The organism is Roseococcus sp. SDR (assembly GCF_019083995.1).
Lineage (GTDB): Bacteria > Pseudomonadota > Alphaproteobacteria > Acetobacterales > Acetobacteraceae > Roseococcus.
Window position 1 is genome coordinate 376,505 of record NZ_JAHRCU010000001.1, and the last position, 19,997, is coordinate 396,501.

Sequence of the window (19,997 nt, forward strand, 5' to 3'; positions counted from 1 at the left end):
GGGAAGCTCTCCTGTGGCCTCAACAGAACGTCCGCTTGAGACCTTCCGCAAGGGGGATGGGGATGACGCCCAGCGTTTCGCGCATGGCGGCGATGTCGAAGGCCTTGTCCTCGGTCAGGCGGCGGATTTCCTCGGCGCCGATGCGGGGCAGGAAGGGCAGGGCGCGGGTGAGGGGGCTCAGCGCCATGAGCAGCCCGGCCGGGATGGGCAGGATGGGGCGCGGCGCGATGCCGGCGGCGCGCGCGACTTCGGCGCAGAAATCACGATAGGGCAGGGGCTCGGGGCCCGCGATGATGGTGACCTCGGGCGCTGTGTTGCCGCGCGTGCTGGCCGCGATCAGGCAGCGGGTCACGTCATCCTGGTGGATGGGCTGCACCAGGCTGGCGCCGCCGCCGGGCAAGGGCAGGACGGGCAGGCGGCGCATCAGGGCGGCGAGGCGCTGGACATTGTCCTCGCCCTCCGCCCCATAGATCATGGTGGGGTGCAGCAGCACGCCCGCGCGGCGGCTGGCGAGGAAGGCGGCTTCGCCGGCGCGCACGCCATCGCCATGCGCATCCGGCCAGCGCGAATGGCGCCGCGTGCTCCCCATGAAGACGAAGCGGGCCGTGGGTGGGGCGGCGGCGAGGATGGCCGGGATGTGCCGCGCATGCGCGCAGGAGATGATGGTGGTGGCGCCGGCCAGGGCTTCGCGCAGCGCGGCCTCGTCGCGCAGGTCGGCCACCGCATGCGGCGCGGGGATGCCGAGGGAGAGCCATTTCGCCGCATCGCGCACCACGGCGCGGAAAGCTTGGCCCAGCGCCCGGCACAGCGTCGCGCCCGAGCGGCCGGAGGCGCCGATGATGGCGATCATCGCGGCCGCGGGCGCTCCTGCCCGTTGCGGCCCATGCGGCGCTGGCCGGCATAGGTGCAGAGGAGGGAGCGCGTGCCATCCGCTTGTTCGAGCGTGATCGGATGGTTGAGGTCGCAGAAGCCGGCCGCGATGGGCAGGGCCTCCTGCCGCAGGCCGATGACCATCAGCGCATCGCCGCGCTGGCAGCGTTCCTCGGTGATGCGTTGCATGATCTCGGCGGTGGGCTGGGCGGAGGTGGCGAGCGCCCAGCAGATCTGCCCGCCATGCTCGTTCGCCGCCGCCCCTTGGGCGTGCAGTCCGGACGGCGCCAGCGCGAGCAGGCCGAGCAGGGCCAGGCGCATCACACGCCCTCGCTGCGCAGGAAGCGGAGATCCGCGCCGTCGGGCGCCTGGAGCACCTGCTCATGCACCAGGCGGTCCCAGCCGCGCTTGGGCCTGGCACGCGCCGACCATTTGGCGCGGCGGGCGGCGAGGGTCGCGTCATCCACCAGCAGGTCGAGGCTGCGGCTCTTCACCGAGAGGCGGATGCGGTCGCCCGTCTCGGCGAAGGCGAGCGGGCCGCCGGCCTGGGCCTCGGGCGCGATGTGCAGCACGACGGTGCCGAAGGCGGTGCCGGACATGCGGCAATCGCTCATCCGCACCATGTCCTTCACACCCGCGCGGGCGAGCTTCTTCGGAATCGGCAGGTAGCCCGCCTCGGGCATGCCGGCGGCGGAAAGCGGGCCGGCATTCTTCAGGATCATGATGGTGTCGGCGGTCACGTCGAGATCATCGCGGTCGATGCGCTCGGCCAGGTCCTCGACGCTGTCGAAGACCATGCAGCGCGCCTCATGCTCGAAAAGGGAGGGGGTGGCTGCCGAGCGCTTCAGGATCGCGCCATCGGGTGCGAGCGAGCCGAAGAGGGCGACGAGGCCACCGACGGGCGAGACCGGCTTCTCGCGCGCCTTGATGTAGGTGCGGTCCACGAAATGCGAGCCATCGCCGATGCGCTCGGCGAGCGTGCGGCCATAGACGTCGCGCGTCTCCAGGTGCAGTAGGTCGCGGATTTCCCAGAGGAGGGCGCGCATGCCGCCGGCGAAGTGGAAGTCTTCCATATAGCCTTCGCCGGTGGGCTTGAGGTCCACCAGCACGGGCGTCTCGTCGCTCATCTCATCCAGGCGCTTGAGGTCCACGCGCAGCCCGGCGCGGCCGGCGATGGCGGCGAGATGCACGAGCGCATTGGTGGAACCGCCGAGCGCCAGCAACACGCGCATGGCGTTCTCGACCGCTTCGATCGTCATGATCTCGGAGGGGCGGACCTTGAGGCCCATGGCGAGACGGCCGGCTTCTTCGGCGATGCGCAGGCGGTCGGCATGGACGGCGGGGGCACTCGCACCTTCCAGCGGCATGAAGCCGAGCGTGGCGACCAGGCAGGCCATGGTGCTGGCCGTGCCCATCACGCCGCAGGTGCCGGCGGTGACGGCCAGCGCGTTCTCCACCTCATTGATGCGCGCCTCGCTCACATCGCCCGAGCGGTAGCGCGCCCAGTAGCGGCGGCAATCGGTGCAGGCGGCCAGCCGCTCGCCCTGGTAGCGATTGGCGCTCATGGGGCCGGTCACGAGCATCACCGCCGGCACATCGGCCGAGACGGCGGCCATGAGCTGGGCGGGGACCGTCTTGTCGCAGCCGCCGATGAGGACGACGGAATCCATGGGCTGCGCGCTCACCATCGCCTCGGTGTCGAGCGCCATGAGGTTGCGGTAATGCATGGAGCAGGGCGTCAGGAAGGGCTCGCAAAGGCTGATGGTCGGAAACGCCATGGGCAGCCCGCCCGAGAGCATGACGCCGCGCTTCACCGCCTCGATCAGGTCGGGCACGGAGCGGTGGCAATTGTTGAAGTCGCTGGCCGTGTCCACGATGCCGACCACGGGGCGGGTCAGCGCATCCTTGGAATAGCCCATGGAGGCGGCGAAGCTGCGGCGCAGATAGAGGGCGAATTCGCGGTCGCCGTAATTCGCGGCGTTGCGGCCCAATCCATGCGCGATGGGGCCATGGGCGGCGGGGTTGCTGGTGTCGTCGGTCATGGCGCGCTCTCCTGCTGGCTTGGGGCCAGTCTTAGGCCGGATGGCGCGGCGGGCGAAGCCCCGTGCCGTGCTGCTGCCCGCGCCTACTCCCACGCGCAGTTGAAGCTGAGGACGGTTCCGGTCGTGCGCAGGACCGCCCCGCCGCTCGGCCGGGTGATCGTGCGGTTGCAGGGTGTGGAGGATTCCCAGCCCCCATTGCGATTCTCGACCTCGAACCGGACGGCATGCGGCCGGACGAAGCGCTCACAGTGGCGGGACTTGCCCGGCACGTTGGTCCAGTCATTGACCGCTTCCCGCCCATCGGCGGTGATCTGGATGATCTTCACCCGGAACAGCATGACCAGCGTGTCATTCGCGAAGCAGAAGAGCTGGCTTCCCGACTGCGCCGCGGCGGGCAGCGGCGCGGCGAGCAGGGCGAGCAGGGGGAGCAGGAGGAGTTTGCGCATGGTTCGCCTCGCGGAAGATGCAGGCCGGATCATGCAGGGCGCGGCGCGCGCTTGCCAATCGGTGCGGCCGGTGGCGGCGTTCGGCCCGGCCGATGGCGGGAATGCGGCGCCGTGCCTCGGGCGGCTCCTGGATGTCGCATGGGCGCGGCGGGCCGGGGCCGCGGCGCTCTTGAGAGGCGCGGGCCGCCTATTCCCAACCGCATGTGATCGTGGACAGGTTCCCGGTTACGCGCAGGATTGCTCCGCCGCTGGGCTGGCTGACGGTCCAGTTGCACACAAACGCCCAGTCGACGATTTGCCGGGCTTCCACCTGGAACCGGACCGCATGCGCTCGCACGAAGCGCGCGCAATGCCGCGACATGGGTGGAACCCGCACCCAGTCGTTGGTGGCCTCCCTGCCATTGGCTGTGATCTGGGTGATCTTGACCCTTGTCGGCGTCAAGTTCAGGCGGTTTGCGAGGCAGAATTCCTGGCTGCCCGATTGCGCCGCGGCGGGCGGCGGCGCGGCCAGCAGGGGAAGCAGCAGGAGGAGCTTGCGCATGATGGCCTCGCGGAAGATGCAGGGCTGATCATGCAAGGCGCGGCGCGGCCTTGCCAATCGGTGCGGCCGGTGGCGGCGTTCGGCCCGGCCGATGGCGTGGATGCGGCGCCGTCAGCAGGGCGGCTATTGGATATTGCACTGGAGCGGCGCGCCGGGGCCGCCCGTGACCATCATCAGCGCGCGCCCGCTCGGCTGGCTGACCGTGACCGCGCAGATGATGAGCGGCACGGCGCCCGGCGTCACGAAGCCCATGGTCACCTCGTAGCGCACCGAAGCGGCGCCCTGGAGCGGATTGCAGATCTCCATCATGGGGAGGAACGACTTCCAGGTGGCGGGCGTCACATCCTGCCCATTGGCGGCCTGGAGATGAATCCGCACGCTGAGGTTCTGGTAGGTGCTGTTCAGCGCGCAGGCCATCGGGGCCTGCGCCGCGGCGGGCGGCGGGGCGAGGACCAGGGCGGGGAGCAGGGCGGGGAGCAGGAGGAGGAGCGGGCGCATGTCGGATCCTTGGGGCGGCATGCGCCCCTCTCCCACGGGCCGGCTTTCCGAGAGACGAATGGCCCGCCTCATCCTCTGTTAACCCGGCCGCGCCAGGCTCGCGCGCATGCCCATCCGCCGAGCCATCGCGCCCTGCCTCCTGATCGCCGGCCTCGCCCTCGCGCTGGCCCCGGCGGCGGAGGCCGGCCGCGCGCCCATGCCCTGCGGCCCGCGCGTCACCGCCGTCTTTTCCTCCTTGCAGCAGGCGGGCACGCGCTTCGCCTATCTCATCCAGCTCACCGCGCATGAGTCGGTGCATATGCGCGTGACGATGACGCTGCCGGGCGCGGATTCCGTCTGGCCCAATGGCGGCAGGATGGTGCTCCTCGCGGGTTCCTCGCGGAAGGATGTCTATGCGGTGTGGGAAGGCCCGCGCGTGAGCGACGCCGAGATGCAGGCCCGCACCACGCTGATGTGCGATTAGCGGCGCTTCACGGGGCGTTAAGCCCGGGCTGCGAGGCTGCCCGCATGCCCATGATCCGCCCCGCCGCCCTCGCCCTGCTCGCCCTGCCGCTCGGCGCCGCCGCCGCGCGCGCCGATGCGCCCACCCCCTGCGGGCCGCGCCTCACCGCCATCTACAGCTCGGTGCCGCAGGCGAATTGGACCTACCTTTATGTGGTCGAGCTGGTGGCGCATCAGCGCATGGAGGTGCGGGTGACGATGGAATTGCCGCGGACCTCCCCACGCTGGCCCAATGGCGCGGCGATCACCCTGCAGCCGGGCCTGCACCAGCGCTTTTCCCTCGCCCTGGGCGTGCTGCACCGCTACGACGTGTCCGAGATGCAGGCGCATACCACGCTGATGTGCCGCGACCTGGGCTGAGGCCCGGCTTCGCGGCATTCTGCGGTATGATGATACCGCAGCGAAAAATCCCAGACATGGCTTGACCTCGCGGCCGCGACGCGTCAAACACCCGCCCCATATCCAGCGTATTTGAAGGTTATCATGCTCAGCACACAGACCCGCTCGCTGAAGCCGGCCGAGGTGACGAAGAACTGGTGGGTGATTGATGCCGAGGGCCTCGTGCTCGGCCGTCTCGCCACCATCGTCGCCAACCGGCTGCGCGGCAAGCACAAGCCCCAGTTCACCCCGCATGTGGATTGCGGCGACCATGTCGTCATCCTGAATGCCGGCAAGGTGAAGCTGACGGGCGACAAGGCCGCGCAGTCCAAGTTCTACTGGCACACCGGCTATGCGGGCGGCATCAAGGAGCGCTCGAAGGGCCAGCTGCTGGACGGCCGCTACCCCGAGCGCGTCATCACCAAGGCGGTGGAGCGCATGATCACGCGCGGGCCGCTGGGCCGTAAGCAGATGAAGAACCTGCACGTCTATGCCGGGACCGAGCACCCGCATGCCGGCCAGCAGCCGGTGGCCCTCGACGTCGCCGCCATGAACCGCAAGAACAAGGTCGCCTAAGTCATGAGCGAGCAGACCACCGCCAATTCCCTCGCGGACCTCAAGAGCCTGGTGCAGGGCGCGGCCACCGCCGCCCCGGGCGCCGAGGCCGCCGCCCCCGCCCAGCCGAAGCGTGACGCCCAGGGCCGCGCCTATGCCACGGGTGGCCGCAAGGAATCCGTCGCCCGCGTCTGGGTGATGCCGGGCAAGGGCAAGTTCACCATCAACGACAAGCCGGCCACGCAGTATTTCGCGCGGCCCGTGCTGCGCATGCTGATCGCCCAGCCCTTCCTGGTGGCCGACCGCTACCAGGCCTTCGACGTGGTCGCGACCGTCACCGGCGGCGGCCTCTCGGGCCAGGCCGGCGCGGTGCGCCATGGCATCAGCCGCGCGCTCGTGAACTACGAGCCGGAGCTGCGCAGCATCCTGAAGAAGGCGGGCTTCCTCACGCGCGATCCGCGTGCGGTCGAGCGCAAGAAGTACGGCAAGGCCAAGGCCCGACGTTCCTTCCAGTTCTCCAAGCGCTGACGTCCAGGATCCGGGCGTCACGCCCGGCCTGCATGCCGGACATACGAAAGGGGCGGATCCGCAAGGGTCCGCCCCTTTTGCTTTTCCACCACCACCTGCTGCACTCTGCACCCATACGGAGGTTCACATGGCGAGCATTTTCATCGACGGCGAAAGCGGGACGACGGGGCTGCAGATCCGCGCCCGCCTGCAGAATCACCCCGCCATCACCATCCGCTCCATCGCGGAGGCGGACCGCAAGGACCCCGCCGCCAAGCGCCGCCTGATGCAGGAGGTGGATGCCGTCGTGCTCTGCCTGCCCGATGCCGGCGCCAAGGAAGTGGCCGCCATCGCCGCCGAGATGGGCGAGGCCGCGCCCAAGCTGCTGGACGCCAGCACCGCGCATCGCGTGAACCCGGACTGGGTCTATGGCTTCCCGGAACTGACGGAGGGCCACGCGGATCTGATCGCGAAGGCCAAGCGGGTGGCGAACCCGGGCTGCTACCCGACCGGCGGCATCGCGCTGCTGCGGCCGCTGGTGGATGCCGGCATCATCCCCGCTGACCACCCGATCACGGTGAACGCCGTCTCGGGCTACACGGGCGGCGGCAAGGCGATGATCGCGGAGTTCGACGAGGGCACGGCGGCGCCCTTCTTCCTTTACGGCCTGGCGCTCGAGCACAAGCACGTGCCCGAGCTGCAGCGCTACAGCGGGCTCACCACACGGCCCATCTTCGTGCCCAGCGTCGGCAATTTCGCCCAAGGCATGCTGGTGAGCGTGCCGCTGCACCTGGACGCGCTGCCGGGCAAGCCCAAGCCCGCGGACCTCGAAGCGGCTCTCACCGCGCGCTACGCCAAGTCGGGCTGGGTGCGCGTGATGCCGGCCGACCCGGCCGCGCGGCTGGAGCCGGAGCCGCTGAACGGCTCCAACATGCTGGAGCTGCGCGTCTATGGGAATGAGAAACACGGCCAGGCGGTGCTGGTCGCGCGGCTCGACAATCTCGGCAAGGGCGCGTCCGGGGCCGCGGTGCAGAACCTCGGGCTGATGCTGGGCGTGGATGTGGAGAAGGCGCTGCCGCTGGCGGCGTGACTTGGTTGCGAGAGGGCGCTGCCCTCTCGCGCTCTCCCGCCTGGGTGAAAACCTGCGTGGTTTTCACCAGTTTCCGGGACCTTCGACATCATTCAGCCCAGGGCAGGCCGGGCAGGGCGAGCGGAAGCCCAGCCACCGCCTCCGCATCCGCCACGCCGAAGGCGCGCAGCACGGCCAGCGCCACGCCCTCGGCATGGCCGGGCGGCGCCTCGCCGCGCAGCACGGCGCGCATGCCGAGGATGCCCGCGCCCAGCACGATATCCGCCGCCGCCTGCATCGAGGCTGCGCTGAAGCGTCCGCTCTCCAGCCCCTCGCGCAGATCCTGGCCGAGATCCTGCGTCATCCCCGTGCCCAAGGGGGCCGCGACGAAAGCGATCCGCACCACCGCCCAGCCCCATTCGGGCTCGGCCCCCGCCCGGCGGATGTAGCAGCGCAGCGTGGCCGCGAGCCGCGCCGCCGGGTCCCGCCAGGCGCGCAGCGGCAGGATCTCGAGGCCGATCACCTCGGCGGCCTCGATCGCCACGGCCTTCAGCAGCGCCTCGCGCGTGTCGAAGTGGTTGTAGATCGTGCCGCGCGCGACGCCGGCCGCATGCGCCACATCCTCCAGCGCCGGTGCATCGGGGCCGAGGCGGGCAAACACCTGCGTGGCCGCGCCCACCAGCCGCGCGCGGGTGCGGGCGCGGCGGGCATGGCCGATCTCGGCGCGGGAGGCGGGCTTGGCTATCATGGGAAAGATCATATTGACGAAATCGTCAATTTGACAATAGCGTCAATCCGGATCGAGCCAGGAAGGACAGCCCCATGACCCACATGCCGCAACCCACCCGCCGCGGCCTGTTCTGGGGCGCGGCCGGCGCCACCCTCGCGCAGGGCCAGGTCCAGGCGCAGCCCGCTTCCCCCGGCCTCGCGCTGCGCGGCGGCAGTCGCCGCCCGCCCAACCTGCTCTTCATCTTCACCGACCAGGAGCGCTATGCGGCGCAATGGCCCGCCGGTCTCTCGCTGCCGGGGCATGAGCGCCTGGCGCGGGCGGGCATCACCTTCCACGCCCATCAATGCCCGGCGGTGATGTGCACTTCCTCCCGTGCCGTGCTGATGACGGGCCTGCAGACGCCCGACAACCGCATGTTCGAGAACACGGACGTGCCCTGGGTGCAGAAGCTGCCGGACAGCATCCCCACCATCGGCCACATGCTGCGACAGGCCGGCTACTACACCGCCTACAAGGGCAAGTGGCACCTGAACGATACCTTCGACAGCCAGGAGCCGGAGCGCCTCTTCACCCGCGAGATGGAGGGGCACGGCTTCGCCGACTACAACGGTGTCGGCGACATCATCGGCCATGCGCGCGGCGGCTTCGAGTTCGACCACCTGATCGCCGGCAGCGCGGTCACCTGGCTGCGCCGGCATGGGCGGGAATTGCAGGATCAGGGGCGGCCCTGGGCGCTCTTCGTCAGCCTCGTGAACCCGCATGACGTGATGTATTTCAACACGGACCTGCCGGGCCAGCCGGTGCAGGAGGTGCCGGGCCTGCTCAACACGCCACGCCGCGCGCCGGACCACGCGCTCTACCGCGCCACCTGGGACACGCCGGTGCCGCCCACGCTGAACGAAAGCTTCGACGCCCCGGGGCGCCCCGGCGCGCATCGGGAATTCCTGCGCACCTGGGATGTGGTGCTGGGCCATATCCCGCGTGAGGCCGAGCGCTGGCGGCGCTTTCACGACTACTACATCAACTGCATCCGCAACGTGGACAACTCGCTGGCCGGCCTGCTGGGCGAGTTGGATGCGCTGGGTGTCGCCGACCGCACGGCGATGGTCTTCACCGCCGATCATGGCGAGATGGCGGGCGCGCACGGCCTGCACGGCAAGGGCCCCTTCGCCTACAAGGAGACGACGCATCTGCCGCTCTACATCACGCATCCGGATGTGCGGGGCGGGCAGGATTGCCGGGCGCTCTCGAGCCATATCGACATGGTGCCCACGCTGCTCGGCATGGCGGGGGTCGCACCCGGCCGGGTGGCGGAGCTGGCGCGGCGCAGCCTGCCGGGGCGCGACCTCACGCCGCTCATGACCAACCCCGCCGGGGCGGAGGTGAATGCGGTGCGCGAAGCGGCACTCTTCACCTATAGCGGCCTCGGCACGAATGATTCCGCGCTGTGGCAGGCGGTGCGGGCGGCGCGCGTCGCGGGCCTCGATCCCAAGGAGGAACTGAAGCGCCAGGGGTTCCAGCCGGACCTCTCCAAGCGCGGCAGCCTGCGGAGCATCTTCGACGGGCGCTATCGCTTCACGCGCTATTTCGCGCCCATCCAGCGCAACAGGCCGGAGAACCTGGATGAGCTGTACCGCTGGAATGATGTGGAGCTCTTCGACCTGACGACCGATCCGCAGGAGGTGCGCAACCTCGCCCTCGACCGCGCGGGGAACGCGGCACTGATCGAGGCGATGCGCGCCAAGCTGGAGCGCGCCATCGTGGCCGAGATCGGCGTGGATGACGGGCGGGAGATGCCGGACATCCCGCGCATCGAATGGACCATTGATCGGGTGGATTTGTGAGGGCGGCGCCGGCGCTGTAGGAGACGCTCCGCGCCAAGGAGCCTGCCGCGTGGAATCAGCCTTCGTCTCTGCCATCGGCCTCGCGGCCGCCTGCTGCACCACGCTCGCCTTCGTGCCACAGGTGGTGAAGACCTGGCGCACGCGCTCCACGGCCGATGTCTCGCTGGGCATGTTCGTGCTGATGGTGGTGGGGATGAGCGCCTGGCTGGCCTATGGCCTGCTGATCGGCGACCTGCCGCTGATCCTCGCGAATGCGGTGACGCTCACCCTTGCCTCGGTCATCCTCGTGCTGAAGCTGCGGCACGGCTGACGAGGGCGCGGGCCCGGCCGCCATCACCTCGCGCGGTCACCTCGCAGGGTCCGGGCATCGGCGGCGCGACGGAGCGTGGTCCCGGGTGACCGCATCCGGATGCGGGCCGCCCTCAGCACCAGCCCTCGCGCGGGCCGCGGCCGTGATAGGCGCGGGCCAGCCCCTCGCGGATCAGCACCGCGGCCAGGTCCTCGCCCTCGGCATTGCGCACCACGGCGAGGGTGCGGCCGAAGCGGTCCTCGCCCGTCTCGCTGAGCCGGACGCCGCCTTCCAGCAGGGTGCCGAGGCGCTCCGTCGCGGCTGCGGCCAGGCGGCGCTCCGCTTCGCAGCGGGCGCGCAATTCGGGTGCATCGAGGCCGATGAGGCGGATGCGTGTCTCGCCGCAGCGGATCGTGTCGCCATCCAGGGCGCGGCAGGCCAGCAGGGGGGCGGGCTGCCAGCCGAGCCAGGCGGCGATCAGCGTGGCGCCGGTGATCAGGAGCATGAGCAGGCGGCGGGTCGGGCGTCGGCGGCGCAGGGGAGGGGCTTTCCCGTTGATTTCATGCCCCTTCCTAGCGTATGTTCTTGTTATGTTCAAGTCCCCTTCCTTCATGGCTTTCAAAGGACGCCCCTCGCGGGGCGGAATGGCGCGCGTTGCGCGGGCGGATGGATGGCGCGCCGCGCCCGGCATCACCAGGGCCGGGAGGCCGCCAGCGGGTGGCCGATTTGTCCGAAAGCGCGGTGGACCTCGTTTTGGCCCAGGGGCAAGATCGGAAGCTGGAGAAAAGGGGAACCGCCGCATGACCGGGACGAACAGCAAGGGGGCCGCGTGATGGGCCCGCTCTACACCTTCGAGGGCAAGACGCCCGTCGTGCATCCGCGCGCCTGGGTGGCGCCGACGGCGGCCGTGATCGGCGATGTGGAAATCGCCGAGGAAGCCAGCATCTGGTACCATTGCGTGCTGCGCGGGGACACCAACATCATCCGCATCGGGCCAAGGACCAACATCCAGGACGGCACCATCGTGCATGTGAATGCGGGCCGGCAATCCACCATCATCGGCGCCGATGTGACGGTGGGGCATGCGGCCATCATCCATGCCTGCCGCCTGGAGGACCGGGCCTTCGTGGGCATGGGGGCGACCGTGCTGGATGATGCGGTGATCGAGGCGGGTGGCGTGCTGGCCGCGGGCTCGGTGCTGCCGCCGGGCAAGCGGATCGGCGTGCTCGAGCTCTGGATGGGCAACCCCGCCAAGCTGGTGCGGGTGCTGACGGAGGAGGCGCGGGCCGGTTTCGACCGGACGGCGCCGCATTATGTGGAACTGGCCGGGCGCCACCGTTCCATTTCGTAACTTGGGCGATACGGGAAGGGGGGTCTAAGCTGAACCGATGCTGAACAGGGTCCTTCTTCCGGCGTTGTTGCTGGCGGGCTGCGCCACGGGCGAGCTTCCGCCCGCCGTGCGCCTGCCGCCCGATGCGCTGCAGGTGACGGCGGACCCGATGCGTTCGGCCATCCTCGCCAGCGCCTATGCGCTGGGCACACCGGCCGCGCCCTCGGCGAAGCTGCGCGCCGCAGCGCTGGTCGAGTTCATGGCGGCCGATTATCGCTGGGGGGTGCGCTGGAGCGAATACACGCCGACGACCGGCCTCGCCCTCGATGCGGCGCGGGAGGAGATCCGCCGGAGCTTCGGCGTCGTGCCCGGGGCCAGCCCCCAGGCGGTGGCGGATGGCCTGTTTGGCGCCTCGCGCGCCTTGGAACGGGGCAATGAGATCTTCCTGCCCCCCGGCCTTTTCATCGAGCCTGCGCAATCCCTTGCGCAGCTCACCCTGCCACCCGATCTCCCGGTGGCACGGGACGCGACGGCGCTGGCCGAACGCGAGCTGTACCGGATCGAGAGCGAGCGCCAGAGCGGCGGTGGCCCGGGTGGCAGCGGCGGCGGCGGCGGCGGCGCCCACCCATGAGTTCTGACCTGTTGAGGAAAATCGATATGCGCCGTTCCTTCCTGCTGATGCTCCCGCTGCTCGCCGCCTGCGCCCAGACGCCGCCGCCCGACACCGCGCGCCTGCCACGTGACGCCGTGGTGGGGGCGGGCGACCCGATGCGGACGGCCGTGATCAGCGCCAATGCCGTCTTCGCGCAGCGCAGCCCCGCCGCGGGCCAGCCGGCCGATGCGGCGCGCGCCATCGCGCAGATGGAGTTCCTGGCGGTGGACCTGCCCCAGAACATGAGCATCACCCACGCGTCCTCCACCCTGGTGCCGGACCTGAACATCGCGCGGCGCGAGTGGCGCAGCGCGCTGGACATCGCGCCCGACGCGCCGGCCCAGCCCGTGATCAATGCGCTCTACGCCGCGAGCCGCGCGCTCGATGCCGGCAATGCCGATGCGGCCGCCGCTGCCCTGCCGCAGAGCCTCTTCCGCAAGGGCGGGAGCGCCACGGTGGCGCAGCTTTCGGCCCTGCCGCGCCTGCCCAACACGGCCGCCGCCGTGGCCACCGCGCAGCAGGCGCTGCAGCCGCCATCCGCTTCGCGCATCGCGCTGTGAGGCGCGTGGAGGCGCATCGCGCTGTGAGGCGCGTGGAGGCGCATCGCGCTGTGAGGCGCGTGGAGATGGATCGCGCTGTGAGGCGCGTGGAGGCGTGTTCAGCCTTGAAGAACGCGTCATGAGGCTGGGTGCTGGCCTTCTCGCGCTTGCCCTGCTGGGCGGCTGCGCGGAGGTGACCCTGCCCGATCCGGTGCGGCTGCCGCGCGATTCGGTGGAGGGCGCCGGTGATCCGACCCGCGCCGCCGTCTCGCGCGCGGCCTATGTGTTCGCGGATCCGGCACGGCTTGCCGGCCAGCCCGCGGCGATGGCGCGTGCCATCGCCGATATGGAGTTCCTGGCCGCCGCCCTGCCGTTCGATCCGCGCTATCAGCAGCGTGACCCGCTGCTGCCCTGGCAATTGGCGCAAGGGCGGGCGGAGTGGCGCGCCGCGCTCGGCATCCCGGCCGGCCAGCCGGCGCAGCCTGTGATTGACGGGCTCTATGCCATGGCACGGACGCCCGGCGCGGCGCCCCCGGCGTCGCTGCCGCCCGAGGTCGCGGCGCGGCTCGCCGCCATGCCCCCTCTGCCGGAGACGTCGCGGGCCGCGGCAGCGGCGCAACGCGCGGAGTTCGAGGCGCAATTCCCTGTGCGACGGTTCCGGTGGTGAGGCGGCGGCTCGTTCTGCTGGCGCCGCTGCTCGGTGCCTGCACCGAACTCACGACGCCGCGCCCGCCCGAGCCGCCGCTCGATTTGGCGGGCCGCGTCACGGCCAACCCCACCATGGCGATCCTGAACGCCGCGGCGGCCGACTTCGCCGATGGTGGCGCAAGGCTGCTCAACCGGCCGGCGGCCACGGCCCTGGCGGTGGCGCGGCTGGAATGGATCGGCGGCGAGTTCCGCCTGGGCCGGCGCCTCGCGCAGTTGCCGGACTCCTACATGTTCGCCACGCGGCGCGCCGTGGCCGAGGGGCGGGAGGCGCTGGGCATCCTGCCCGATACCACGCCGGAGGCCGCGGTTTCCGCGCTGATCCTCGCTTCGCGCGCGCTGACGCGGGGTGATACGCCATCGATTCAGGTGGCGCTCGCCTCGCCCATCTTCGTGCTGCCGGGGGCGCGCCCGGTGATCAGCCGGCTGACGGAGCCTAGTGCCTTCCCCGATGCCACGCTCGCGATCACGGCCGTGCGGGACGAAGTGGCGCGGCAGGTGCAGATGACGGAGGTGGACCATCGCATGATGGTCGAGGGTCAGATCTTCGGGAACAGCACCACGGGCCTCGGGCCCGGGACGGGATACTGAGGCACTTTGCGGCTCAGGGCGTGTCGCCTCGCGCCTTCACGCCTTTGGTGGAATCACCAAAGGCGTGAAGCGGCCGCTCAGTCGTTCACCATCACGCGAACATAGCTGCCCGGCGCGTTCTCGATCGGCGTGAGCTTGCCATCGCCCGGCTGGCGCGCCTTGACCTCGGTGCGGTCCAGCGCCGTCACCCAGCGGTGCCAGTCCGGCCACCAGCTGCCCGAGAGCTCCGTCGCACCCGCCAGCCACTCATCGGGGCTTTCGGGCAGGTTCTCGTTCACCCAATGGCTGTACTTGCCGGAATCCGGCGGGTTCACGACGCCCGCGATATGGCCCGAGGCGGCGAGGACGAAGCGCACCGGACCCTTGTAGAGCTGCGTGCCGCGATAGGTGCTCTTCCAGGGCGCGATGTGGTCCTCGCGCGTCGAGATCATGTAGGTCGGCACCTTGATCTTCCGCAGGTCGATCTTGGCGCCGAGCAGCTCGATGCAATCGGGGTCGCTCGCCGGCTTGCAGAGGTCGTTCTGCTGGTACATCCGACGCAGGTAGAAGCTGTGCATGCGCGCCGGCATGCGCGTGCTGTCATCGTTCCAGTAGAGCAGGTCGAAGGGGAAGGGGTCCTGCCCCATGAGGTAGTTGTTCACGACGAAGGACCAGATGAGGTCGTTCGCGCGCAGCATGTTGAAGGTCGTCGCCATCTCGCGGCCATCGAGGAAGCCGCGCTTGCCCATCTTCTCCTCGAGGGCCTTGAGCTGCTCCTCATCGATGAAGACGCCGAGTTCGCCCGCCTCCTCGAAATCGGTCATGGTCACGAAATAGGTGGCGGACTTGATGCGCGTGTCGCGCTTCGTCGCCATGTAGGCGAGCGTGGTGGCGAGCAGCGTGCCGCCCAGGCAATAGCCGATGGCATTCACCTCGCGCACGCCGGTGGCCTGCTCGATGGCGTCGAGCGCGGCCAGCACGCCCTCCTGCATGTAGTCGTCAAAGCCTTTCTCGGCGAGCGCCTCGTCGGGGTTCACCCAGCTCGCCACGAAGACCGTGTGCCCCTGGTCCACCGCCCAGCGGATGAAGCTGTTCTTGGGGCGCAGGTCCAGGATGTAGAACTTGTTGATCCAGGGCGGGAAGATAACGAGCGGGCGCTTCAGCACCTTCTCCGTCGTCGGATTGTACTGGATGAGCTGCATGAGCGGCGTCTGGTAGACGACCTTGCCCGGGGTGACGGCGATGTTCTCGCCCACCTTGAACTTGCTGTCATCCGTCATGCGGATGCGCAGCTTGCCCTTGCCGCGCTCCAGGTCGAACAGCAGGTTGGAAAGGCCCTTGAGCAGGTTCGCACCACCTGTCTCGGCCGTCTTGCGCAGCACTTCGGGGTTGGTCATCACGAAATTCGCGGGGCTCATCGCATCCACGAATTGCCGCGTGTAGAAATCCACCTTCTGCGAGGTCTTGGGGTCGAGACCATCCGCGCTGTTCACCGCGGAGGTGAAGTAGCGGGCCGAGAGCAGGTAGGACTGGCGGATGAAGTCGAAGACCTCGTTCTCGCGCCAGGCATCATCCTTGAAGCGGCGGTCGCCTTTCCCTTCCTCGATGACGGGGCCGACATTCTCGCCCATCATCCGGCGCGCGGTGTTGGACCAGAGCGTCAGGTAATCCTGCCAGAAGCCCATCTGCGCCTGGACGAGGCGCGCGGGGTTGGTCATCAGCTTGGCCGTCATCTCCATGAAGGCGCTGCCGATGTTCAGCGGATCGGGGTTGCCCGTCTCATCCGCCTGGCGCTTCAGGAAGTCCTGGACGATGCGCTGCCCGCGCTCCGCCACTTCGGCCATGGTGCGCGAGACCAGGGCAGGATCGGGCAGGTTGTATTCGGGTGCCTTGCCGGCGGGGCCGTCGGTCATCTTCGTGCTCATTCCTGCCTCCCCATCCCTCTTCGTTCCGGCCCGGCGCCGGGATACGCTTGGAAGGGAACCTTGCCTCACTTCGCGGCCGGGGCCGGAGGCGCTATGGATCAGGCGCGACCAGAAGGATGCCGCGTGACGCCACAGCCTGCCTCCTCGAACCGGCCTCATCGCCAGGGTAAAGGCCGCCCCTGTCTGGGGCAAGCGCGGCCATGCCTGTTGCTGCCGCTTCTGCTGCTGGCCGCCTGCGAGGTGCCGGGCCAGATCAATCCGCGGCTGCTGGCGCGCGACATCTCGGGTGCGGCGCCCGAATCACGGCTGCCCCCGCCCGGGCTGGACCGGCCCTTTCCCAACCTCGCCAGCGTGCCGCCCGTGCCGGACCGGCCGGACCCGGCGGTGCGCCAGGCCATCACCGAGGGGTTGCAGGCGCAGCGGGATCAACTCACCACGCCGCTCGCCGACCGCCGGCGCGACACGCCGCTGACCGAGGGGCGGGCCGATGGACAGCCGCCCATCGCCGCCCGTCCGCCGGCGCCGCCCGTCCTCGCCCGCGCGCCGGTCATCCCCTGGACCATCAGCGGGGCACCCGTCGTCCCCGGCCGCGCGCCGGTCGCAGCACCCGCCGTGGTGGAGCCGGAGCCCGAGGCGCCGACGCCGGGCGCCGTGCCCGACCTTCCCTCGGCAGACCTGCTGGCCCCTGCGGCACCGCCGCCGCCGCCTCGCTAGGCCGCCGAATCGCCGCCGGTTTTGCGGCTCCGCGCCCCATGATCTAAAGACCGGGGTATCGCATGCCGCCGGGCCCACCACCGCCCGGCTCCACCTTTGACGCGCGTTTCCCCGGGAGGGCCATCATGGCCGAAGAGTTCCACCGCATCCGCCGCCTGCCGCCCTATGTCTTCGCCGAGGTGAACTCGGCCAAGGCCAAGGCCCGCGCGAATGCCGAGGACATCGTGGATCTCGGCATGGGCAACCCGGACAGCCCGACGCCGCCGCATATCGTGGCCAAGATGATCGAGGCGGTGCAGGACCCGCGCACGCATCGCTACTCCATGTCGAAGGGCATTCCCGGGCTGCGCCGCGCGCTGGCCGGCTACTACGCCAACCGCTTCGGCGTGAAGCTCGACCCCGAGACGGAGGTGGTGGCGACGCTGGGCTCCAAGGAGGGCCTGGCCAATCTCGCGCAGGCCATCTCGAGCCCGGGTGACACCATCCTGGTGCCCAATCCTTCCTATCCGATCCATCAGTTCGGCTTCATCATCGCCGGCGCCTCCGCGCGCTTCATCCCCTATACGCCGGATGACGCGATGCTCGAGGCGATCGTGCGCGCGGTGAAGCACTCCGTGCCCAAGCCCACCGCGCTGATCGTGAACTTCCCGTCCAACCCGACGGCGCTGCTGGCAAGCCGCGAGTTCTACAAAGACCTCGTGAAGATCGCGCGGCAGCATGAGCTCTTCATCCTCAGCGACCTCGCCTATGCCGAGCTCTACTTCAACCCGGCCAATCCGCCGCCCTCCGTGCTGGAAATTCCGGGTGCCATGGACTGCACCGTCGAGTTCACCAGCCTGTCCAAGACCTACAACATGCCGGGCTGGCGCATGGGCTTCGCGGCGGGCAATCCGCGCCTGATCGGCGCGCTGGCGCGGGTGAAATCCTATCTCGACTACGGCGCCTTCACGCCGATCCAGGTGGCCGCTGCCGCCGCGCTGAACGGCCCGCAGGATTGCGTGGCCGAGATGCGCGAGCTGTATCGCGACCGCCGGGACGTTCTGGTGAAGGGGCTGCAGCAGGCCGGCTGGGACGTGCCGCCGCCCGAGGGTTCCATGTTCCTCTGGGCGCCCATCCCGGAGAAGTTCCGCCATCTGGGCTCTGTCGGCTTTTCCAAGCTGCTGCTGGAGAAGGCGAAGGTCGCGGTCGCCCCCGGCATCGGCTTCGGCGAGCATGGCGACGGGCATGTGCGCATCGCGCTCGTTGAGAACAATCACCGCATCCGCCAGGCGCTGCGCGGCATCCGCAGCTTTCTGCAAGGCGACAACGCCGCCCCGGTCGAGGAAGTCCACTCCGCATGAGCAAGGTTTTGAAACTGGGTGTGGCCGGCCTCGGCACGGTCGGCGCCGGCGTCGTCAATCTGCTGCGGCAGAATGCCGAGGTGATCGCGGCCCGTGCCGGCCGGCCGATCGAGGTGGTGGCCGTCTCCGCGCGGGACCGCACGCGCGATCGCGGCGTGGATGTGAGCGGCCTCGCCTGGCATGAGGATGCGGTGGCATTGGCGGCCGATCCGAATGTCGAGGTGGTGGTCGAGCTGATCGGCGGCTCGGAAGGCCCGGCGCGCGCGCTGGTGGAAGCCGCGCTCGCCGCCGGCAAGCCGGTGGTGACGGCGAACAAGGCGCTGCTGGCGACGCATGGCGCGGCGCTGGCGCAGCTCTCCGAGGCGAAGGCCACGCCGCTCGCCTATGAGGCGGCGGTGGCGGGGGGCATCCCCGCCATCAAGGCGCTGCGCGAGGGGCTCGCGGGCAACCGCATCAGCCGCGTGGCCGGCATCCTGAACGGCACCTGCAACTACATTCTGACCGAGATGCGCGTGAAGGGCCTGCCCTTCGCGACCGTGCTGAAGACGGCGCAGGAGCTGGGCTATGCCGAGGCCGACCCGGCCTTCGACATCGACGGCGTGGATGCGGCGCACAAGCTCGCCATCCTCGCCGCACTCGCCTTCGGCCATCAGGTGGATCTGAAGGCGCTGCATATCGAGGGCATCCGCAACGTCTCCGCACTCGACATCGCGCTCGCCGGTGAGCTGGGCTACCGCATCAAGCTGCTGGGCATCGCCTCTTGCGACGCGGCGGGTGTCACCGCGCGCGTGCATCCCTGCATGGTGCCCGAGGCGAGCCCCATCGCCAGCGTGGATGGCGTGTTCAACGCGGTGATGGCCGAGGGCGACGCCGTGGGCCGCGTGGTGCTGCAAGGCCGCGGTGCCGGCGCGGGGCCGACGGCGAGCGCCGTGGTGGCGGACCTGATCGACATCGCGCGCGGCCGCACCGCGCCGGTCTGGGGTGCCGCTTCGGCCAAGCTGGCCACCGCGCCCGGCCTGCCGATGGAGCGCCACCGCGGCGCCTATTACCTGCGCCTGATGGTGCTGGATCAACCGGGCGTCATTGCCGATGTGACCGGTGCCTTGAGGGACGCGAAGATCAGCCTGGAATCGATGCTCCAGCGCGGCCGCGCGCCGGGCGAGGCGGTGCCCGTCGTGCTCGTCACCCATGAATGCGAGGAGGCCGAGATGCAATCCGCGCTGGCCCGCATCGCGGCACTTCCGAGCGTGGTCGAACCCCCCGCCGTGATCCGCATCGAGGAGCTGTAGCCGATGATCCGCCGCCTTCTTCTCGTCGCAGCCCTGCTGGCGCCACTGCCCGCCTTCGCGCAATCCGAGACGCGGCTGCGCCTCTCGGAATCCGGCAGCGCCACGGTGCAGCCCGATGAGGTGACGGCGTCCTTGCGGATCGAGGCGCGGGCCACGACGGCGGCGGTGGCGCAGGAGCAGGTGAACCGCGCCATGGCGGCGGCGCTGGCGACCGCGCGCGGCACGCAGGGCGTGCGCGCCACGACCGGCCACTACAATGCGCGGGCGGATCGCGAGAAGCAGGAGTTCATCGCGCAGCAATCGCTGAACCTGCGCGGACCGGAGGCGGTGATTGCCCTGGTCGGCCAACTCCAGTCGGAGGGCCTGCTGCTGGATCATGTGCAATGGCAGCTGAGCGAGGCCGCGCAGCGCCAGGGCCGGGACGAGGCCACGCGCGTCGCCATCCGCGCCGTGCAGGAGCGGGGGGCCGCCATCGCGCGCGACCTCGGCCTGCGTGTCACCGCGTTGCGCGATCTCTATGTGGAGGCCTCGCCCGAGGCACGGCCCATGATGGCCGCGCGCGCCATGACGGCCGCGGCCCCCACGCCTCCCACCGTGACGGCGGAGGAGATCACCGTCACCGCCCGCGTCACTGCTGATCTGATTCTTCGCCGCTAAAGGGAA

Annotated in this window: 25 protein-coding genes; 16 read left to right on the forward strand and 9 right to left on the reverse strand. The window is 70.1% G+C overall.

The genetic code is table 11. The features are described 5' to 3' along the window. Positions 1–19 precede the first annotated feature (19 nt). The 6 genes from KTR66_RS01885 to KTR66_RS01910 form a co-directional block, all read right to left on the reverse strand. Positions 20–850 carry an NADH-ubiquinone oxidoreductase gene (locus KTR66_RS01885; protein ID WP_213609771.1) on the reverse strand — a complete coding sequence of 277 codons (831 nt, stop codon included), beginning with the start codon at positions 848–850 and terminating at the stop codon, positions 20–22. Continuing rightward, positions 847–1,191, reverse strand: a complete 345-nt coding sequence (locus KTR66_RS01890) for a hypothetical protein (RefSeq protein WP_213609773.1) — start codon at positions 1,189–1,191, stop codon at positions 847–849. The genes KTR66_RS01885 and KTR66_RS01890 overlap by 4 nt, the downstream gene beginning before the upstream one ends. Next, positions 1,191–2,912: a dihydroxy-acid dehydratase gene (locus tag KTR66_RS01895; protein WP_213609775.1), complete on the reverse strand. Its 1,722-nt coding sequence runs from the start codon at positions 2,910–2,912 to the stop codon at positions 1,191–1,193. Before KTR66_RS01895 ends, KTR66_RS01890 begins: the two co-directional genes overlap by 1 nt. A gap of 83 nt (positions 2,913–2,995) precedes the next feature. After that, entirely contained in the window at positions 2,996–3,358 is a 363-nt protein-coding gene (locus KTR66_RS01900) for a hypothetical protein (protein ID WP_213609777.1), read from the reverse strand. 187 nt (positions 3,359–3,545) lie between these two features. After that, entirely contained in the window at positions 3,546–3,899 is a 354-nt protein-coding gene (locus KTR66_RS01905; protein ID WP_213609779.1) for a hypothetical protein, read from the reverse strand. Positions 3,900–4,022: 123 nt separating this feature from the next. Further along, complete coding sequence (locus KTR66_RS01910; RefSeq protein ID WP_213609781.1) at positions 4,023–4,397, reverse strand: hypothetical protein; 375 nt, start codon at positions 4,395–4,397, stop codon at positions 4,023–4,025. Between the two features lie 106 nt (positions 4,398–4,503). Here KTR66_RS01910 and KTR66_RS01915 point away from each other — a divergent pair, with 106 nt between their 5' ends. The 5 genes from KTR66_RS01915 to argC all read left to right on the forward strand — a co-directional run bounded on the left by KTR66_RS01915 (position 4,504) and on the right by argC (position 7,428). Then, positions 4,504–4,860, forward strand: coding sequence for a hypothetical protein (locus KTR66_RS01915; protein ID WP_213609783.1), 357 nt, complete (start codon positions 4,504–4,506; stop codon positions 4,858–4,860). Between the two features lie 44 nt (positions 4,861–4,904). After that, complete coding sequence (locus tag KTR66_RS01920; protein ID WP_213609785.1) at positions 4,905–5,258, forward strand: hypothetical protein; 354 nt, start codon at positions 4,905–4,907, stop codon at positions 5,256–5,258. Between the two features lie 123 nt (positions 5,259–5,381). After that, complete coding sequence (gene rplM / locus KTR66_RS01925; RefSeq protein WP_213609787.1) at positions 5,382–5,852, forward strand: 50S ribosomal protein L13; 471 nt, start codon at positions 5,382–5,384, stop codon at positions 5,850–5,852. Between the two features lie 3 nt (positions 5,853–5,855). Next, positions 5,856–6,359 carry a 30S ribosomal protein S9 gene (gene rpsI, locus KTR66_RS01930; RefSeq protein WP_213609789.1) on the forward strand — a complete coding sequence of 168 codons (504 nt, stop codon included), beginning with the start codon at positions 5,856–5,858 and terminating at the stop codon, positions 6,357–6,359. A 127-nt stretch (positions 6,360–6,486) separates the two neighbouring features. Further along, a complete protein-coding gene (argC, locus tag KTR66_RS01935; RefSeq protein ID WP_213609791.1) occupies positions 6,487–7,428 on the forward strand; it encodes an N-acetyl-gamma-glutamyl-phosphate reductase in 942 nt (313 codons plus the stop codon). Positions 7,429–7,516: 88 nt separating this feature from the next. Here argC and KTR66_RS01940 read toward each other — a convergent pair whose 3' ends face one another. Continuing rightward, on the reverse strand, positions 7,517–8,155 hold the full coding sequence (locus tag KTR66_RS01940) for a TetR/AcrR family transcriptional regulator (RefSeq protein ID WP_213609794.1): 639 nt from the start codon (positions 8,153–8,155) through the stop codon (positions 7,517–7,519). Positions 8,156–8,229: 74 nt separating this feature from the next. On the opposite strand from KTR66_RS01940, the gene KTR66_RS01945 reads away from it, so the two are divergent. After that, entirely contained in the window at positions 8,230–9,981 is a 1,752-nt protein-coding gene (locus KTR66_RS01945) for a sulfatase-like hydrolase/transferase (RefSeq protein ID WP_213609796.1), read from the forward strand. Between the two features lie 49 nt (positions 9,982–10,030). Next, a complete protein-coding gene (locus KTR66_RS01950) occupies positions 10,031–10,291 on the forward strand; it encodes a SemiSWEET transporter (protein ID WP_371818977.1) in 261 nt (86 codons plus the stop codon). Positions 10,292–10,403: 112 nt separating this feature from the next. On the opposite strand, the gene KTR66_RS01955 is transcribed toward KTR66_RS01950, so the two are convergent. Beyond that, positions 10,404–10,775 (reverse strand): thermonuclease family protein, encoded by a 372-nt coding sequence (locus tag KTR66_RS01955; protein WP_213609799.1) that lies wholly within the window; start codon positions 10,773–10,775, stop codon positions 10,404–10,406. Positions 10,776–11,102: 327 nt separating this feature from the next. Here KTR66_RS01955 and KTR66_RS01960 point away from each other — a divergent pair, with 327 nt between their 5' ends. From KTR66_RS01960 to KTR66_RS01980, 5 genes are all read left to right on the forward strand, one after another. Then, the gene (locus KTR66_RS01960; RefSeq protein ID WP_213609801.1) at positions 11,103–11,621 is read left to right on the forward strand and encodes a gamma carbonic anhydrase family protein; all 519 of its coding nucleotides are present in this window, start codon (positions 11,103–11,105) and stop codon (positions 11,619–11,621) included. 37 nt (positions 11,622–11,658) lie between these two features. Then, positions 11,659–12,231, forward strand: coding sequence for a hypothetical protein (locus KTR66_RS01965; RefSeq protein WP_213609803.1), 573 nt, complete (start codon positions 11,659–11,661; stop codon positions 12,229–12,231). 26 nt (positions 12,232–12,257) lie between these two features. Beyond that, complete coding sequence (locus tag KTR66_RS01970) at positions 12,258–12,812, forward strand: hypothetical protein (RefSeq protein ID WP_213609805.1); 555 nt, start codon at positions 12,258–12,260, stop codon at positions 12,810–12,812. Between the two features lie 118 nt (positions 12,813–12,930). After that, positions 12,931–13,458: a hypothetical protein gene (locus tag KTR66_RS01975; protein ID WP_213609807.1), complete on the forward strand. Its 528-nt coding sequence runs from the start codon at positions 12,931–12,933 to the stop codon at positions 13,456–13,458. Then, positions 13,455–14,087: a hypothetical protein gene (locus KTR66_RS01980; RefSeq protein WP_213609809.1), complete on the forward strand. Its 633-nt coding sequence runs from the start codon at positions 13,455–13,457 to the stop codon at positions 14,085–14,087. Before KTR66_RS01975 ends, KTR66_RS01980 begins: the two co-directional genes overlap by 4 nt. A 77-nt stretch (positions 14,088–14,164) precedes the next feature. Here KTR66_RS01980 and KTR66_RS01985 read toward each other — a convergent pair whose 3' ends face one another. Next, complete coding sequence (locus KTR66_RS01985; RefSeq protein WP_249731761.1) at positions 14,165–15,991, reverse strand: alpha/beta hydrolase; 1,827 nt, start codon at positions 15,989–15,991, stop codon at positions 14,165–14,167. 207 nt (positions 15,992–16,198) lie between these two features. Here KTR66_RS01985 and KTR66_RS01990 point away from each other — a divergent pair, with 207 nt between their 5' ends. From KTR66_RS01990 to KTR66_RS02005, 4 genes are all read left to right on the forward strand, one after another. After that, positions 16,199–16,705: a hypothetical protein gene (locus KTR66_RS01990; RefSeq protein WP_213609812.1), complete on the forward strand. Its 507-nt coding sequence runs from the start codon at positions 16,199–16,201 to the stop codon at positions 16,703–16,705. Positions 16,706–16,830: 125 nt separating this feature from the next. After that, positions 16,831–18,045: an LL-diaminopimelate aminotransferase gene (locus tag KTR66_RS01995; protein ID WP_213609814.1), complete on the forward strand. Its 1,215-nt coding sequence runs from the start codon at positions 16,831–16,833 to the stop codon at positions 18,043–18,045. Continuing rightward, positions 18,042–19,334, forward strand: a complete 1,293-nt coding sequence (locus KTR66_RS02000; RefSeq protein ID WP_213609816.1) for a homoserine dehydrogenase — start codon at positions 18,042–18,044, stop codon at positions 19,332–19,334. Before KTR66_RS01995 ends, KTR66_RS02000 begins: the two co-directional genes overlap by 4 nt. 3 nt (positions 19,335–19,337) lie before the next feature. Continuing rightward, the gene (locus tag KTR66_RS02005; protein ID WP_213609818.1) at positions 19,338–19,991 is read left to right on the forward strand and encodes an SIMPL domain-containing protein; all 654 of its coding nucleotides are present in this window, start codon (positions 19,338–19,340) and stop codon (positions 19,989–19,991) included. The last annotated feature ends 6 nt before the right edge of the window (positions 19,992–19,997 follow it).

Bases quoted from the DNA above. Each gene is read 5' to 3' on its own strand.
- KTR66_RS01885 (WP_213609771.1), bottom strand. From the start codon at position 850: ATGATCGCCATCATCGGCGCCTCCGGCCGCTCGGGCGCGACGCTGTGC.
- KTR66_RS01890 (WP_213609773.1), bottom strand. From the start codon at position 1,191: ATGCGCCTGGCCCTGCTCGGCCTGCTCGCGCTGGCGCCGTCCGGACTG.
- KTR66_RS01895 (WP_213609775.1), bottom strand. From the start codon at position 2,912: ATGACCGACGACACCAGCAACCCCGCCGCCCATGGCCCCATCGCGCAT.
- KTR66_RS01900 (WP_213609777.1), bottom strand. From the start codon at position 3,358: ATGCGCAAACTCCTCCTGCTCCCCCTGCTCGCCCTGCTCGCCGCGCCG.
- KTR66_RS01905 (WP_213609779.1), bottom strand. From the start codon at position 3,899: ATGCGCAAGCTCCTCCTGCTGCTTCCCCTGCTGGCCGCGCCGCCGCCC.
- KTR66_RS01910 (WP_213609781.1), bottom strand. From the start codon at position 4,397: ATGCGCCCGCTCCTCCTCCTGCTCCCCGCCCTGCTCCCCGCCCTGGTC.
- KTR66_RS01915 (WP_213609783.1), top strand. From the start codon at position 4,504: ATGCCCATCCGCCGAGCCATCGCGCCCTGCCTCCTGATCGCCGGCCTC.
- KTR66_RS01920 (WP_213609785.1), top strand. From the start codon at position 4,905: ATGCCCATGATCCGCCCCGCCGCCCTCGCCCTGCTCGCCCTGCCGCTC.
- rplM (WP_213609787.1), top strand. From the start codon at position 5,382: ATGCTCAGCACACAGACCCGCTCGCTGAAGCCGGCCGAGGTGACGAAG.
- rpsI (WP_213609789.1), top strand. From the start codon at position 5,856: ATGAGCGAGCAGACCACCGCCAATTCCCTCGCGGACCTCAAGAGCCTG.
- argC (WP_213609791.1), top strand. From the start codon at position 6,487: ATGGCGAGCATTTTCATCGACGGCGAAAGCGGGACGACGGGGCTGCAG.
- KTR66_RS01940 (WP_213609794.1), bottom strand. From the start codon at position 8,155: ATGATAGCCAAGCCCGCCTCCCGCGCCGAGATCGGCCATGCCCGCCGC.
- KTR66_RS01945 (WP_213609796.1), top strand. From the start codon at position 8,230: ATGACCCACATGCCGCAACCCACCCGCCGCGGCCTGTTCTGGGGCGCG.
- KTR66_RS01955 (WP_213609799.1), bottom strand. From the start codon at position 10,775: ATGCTCCTGATCACCGGCGCCACGCTGATCGCCGCCTGGCTCGGCTGG.
- KTR66_RS01960 (WP_213609801.1), top strand. From the start codon at position 11,103: ATGGGCCCGCTCTACACCTTCGAGGGCAAGACGCCCGTCGTGCATCCG.
- KTR66_RS01965 (WP_213609803.1), top strand. From the start codon at position 11,659: ATGCTGAACAGGGTCCTTCTTCCGGCGTTGTTGCTGGCGGGCTGCGCC.
- KTR66_RS01970 (WP_213609805.1), top strand. From the start codon at position 12,258: ATGCGCCGTTCCTTCCTGCTGATGCTCCCGCTGCTCGCCGCCTGCGCC.
- KTR66_RS01975 (WP_213609807.1), top strand. From the start codon at position 12,931: ATGAGGCTGGGTGCTGGCCTTCTCGCGCTTGCCCTGCTGGGCGGCTGC.
- KTR66_RS01985 (WP_249731761.1), bottom strand. From the start codon at position 15,991: ATGAGCACGAAGATGACCGACGGCCCCGCCGGCAAGGCACCCGAATAC.
- KTR66_RS01995 (WP_213609814.1), top strand. From the start codon at position 16,831: ATGGCCGAAGAGTTCCACCGCATCCGCCGCCTGCCGCCCTATGTCTTC.
- KTR66_RS02000 (WP_213609816.1), top strand. From the start codon at position 18,042: ATGAGCAAGGTTTTGAAACTGGGTGTGGCCGGCCTCGGCACGGTCGGC.
- KTR66_RS02005 (WP_213609818.1), top strand. From the start codon at position 19,338: ATGATCCGCCGCCTTCTTCTCGTCGCAGCCCTGCTGGCGCCACTGCCC.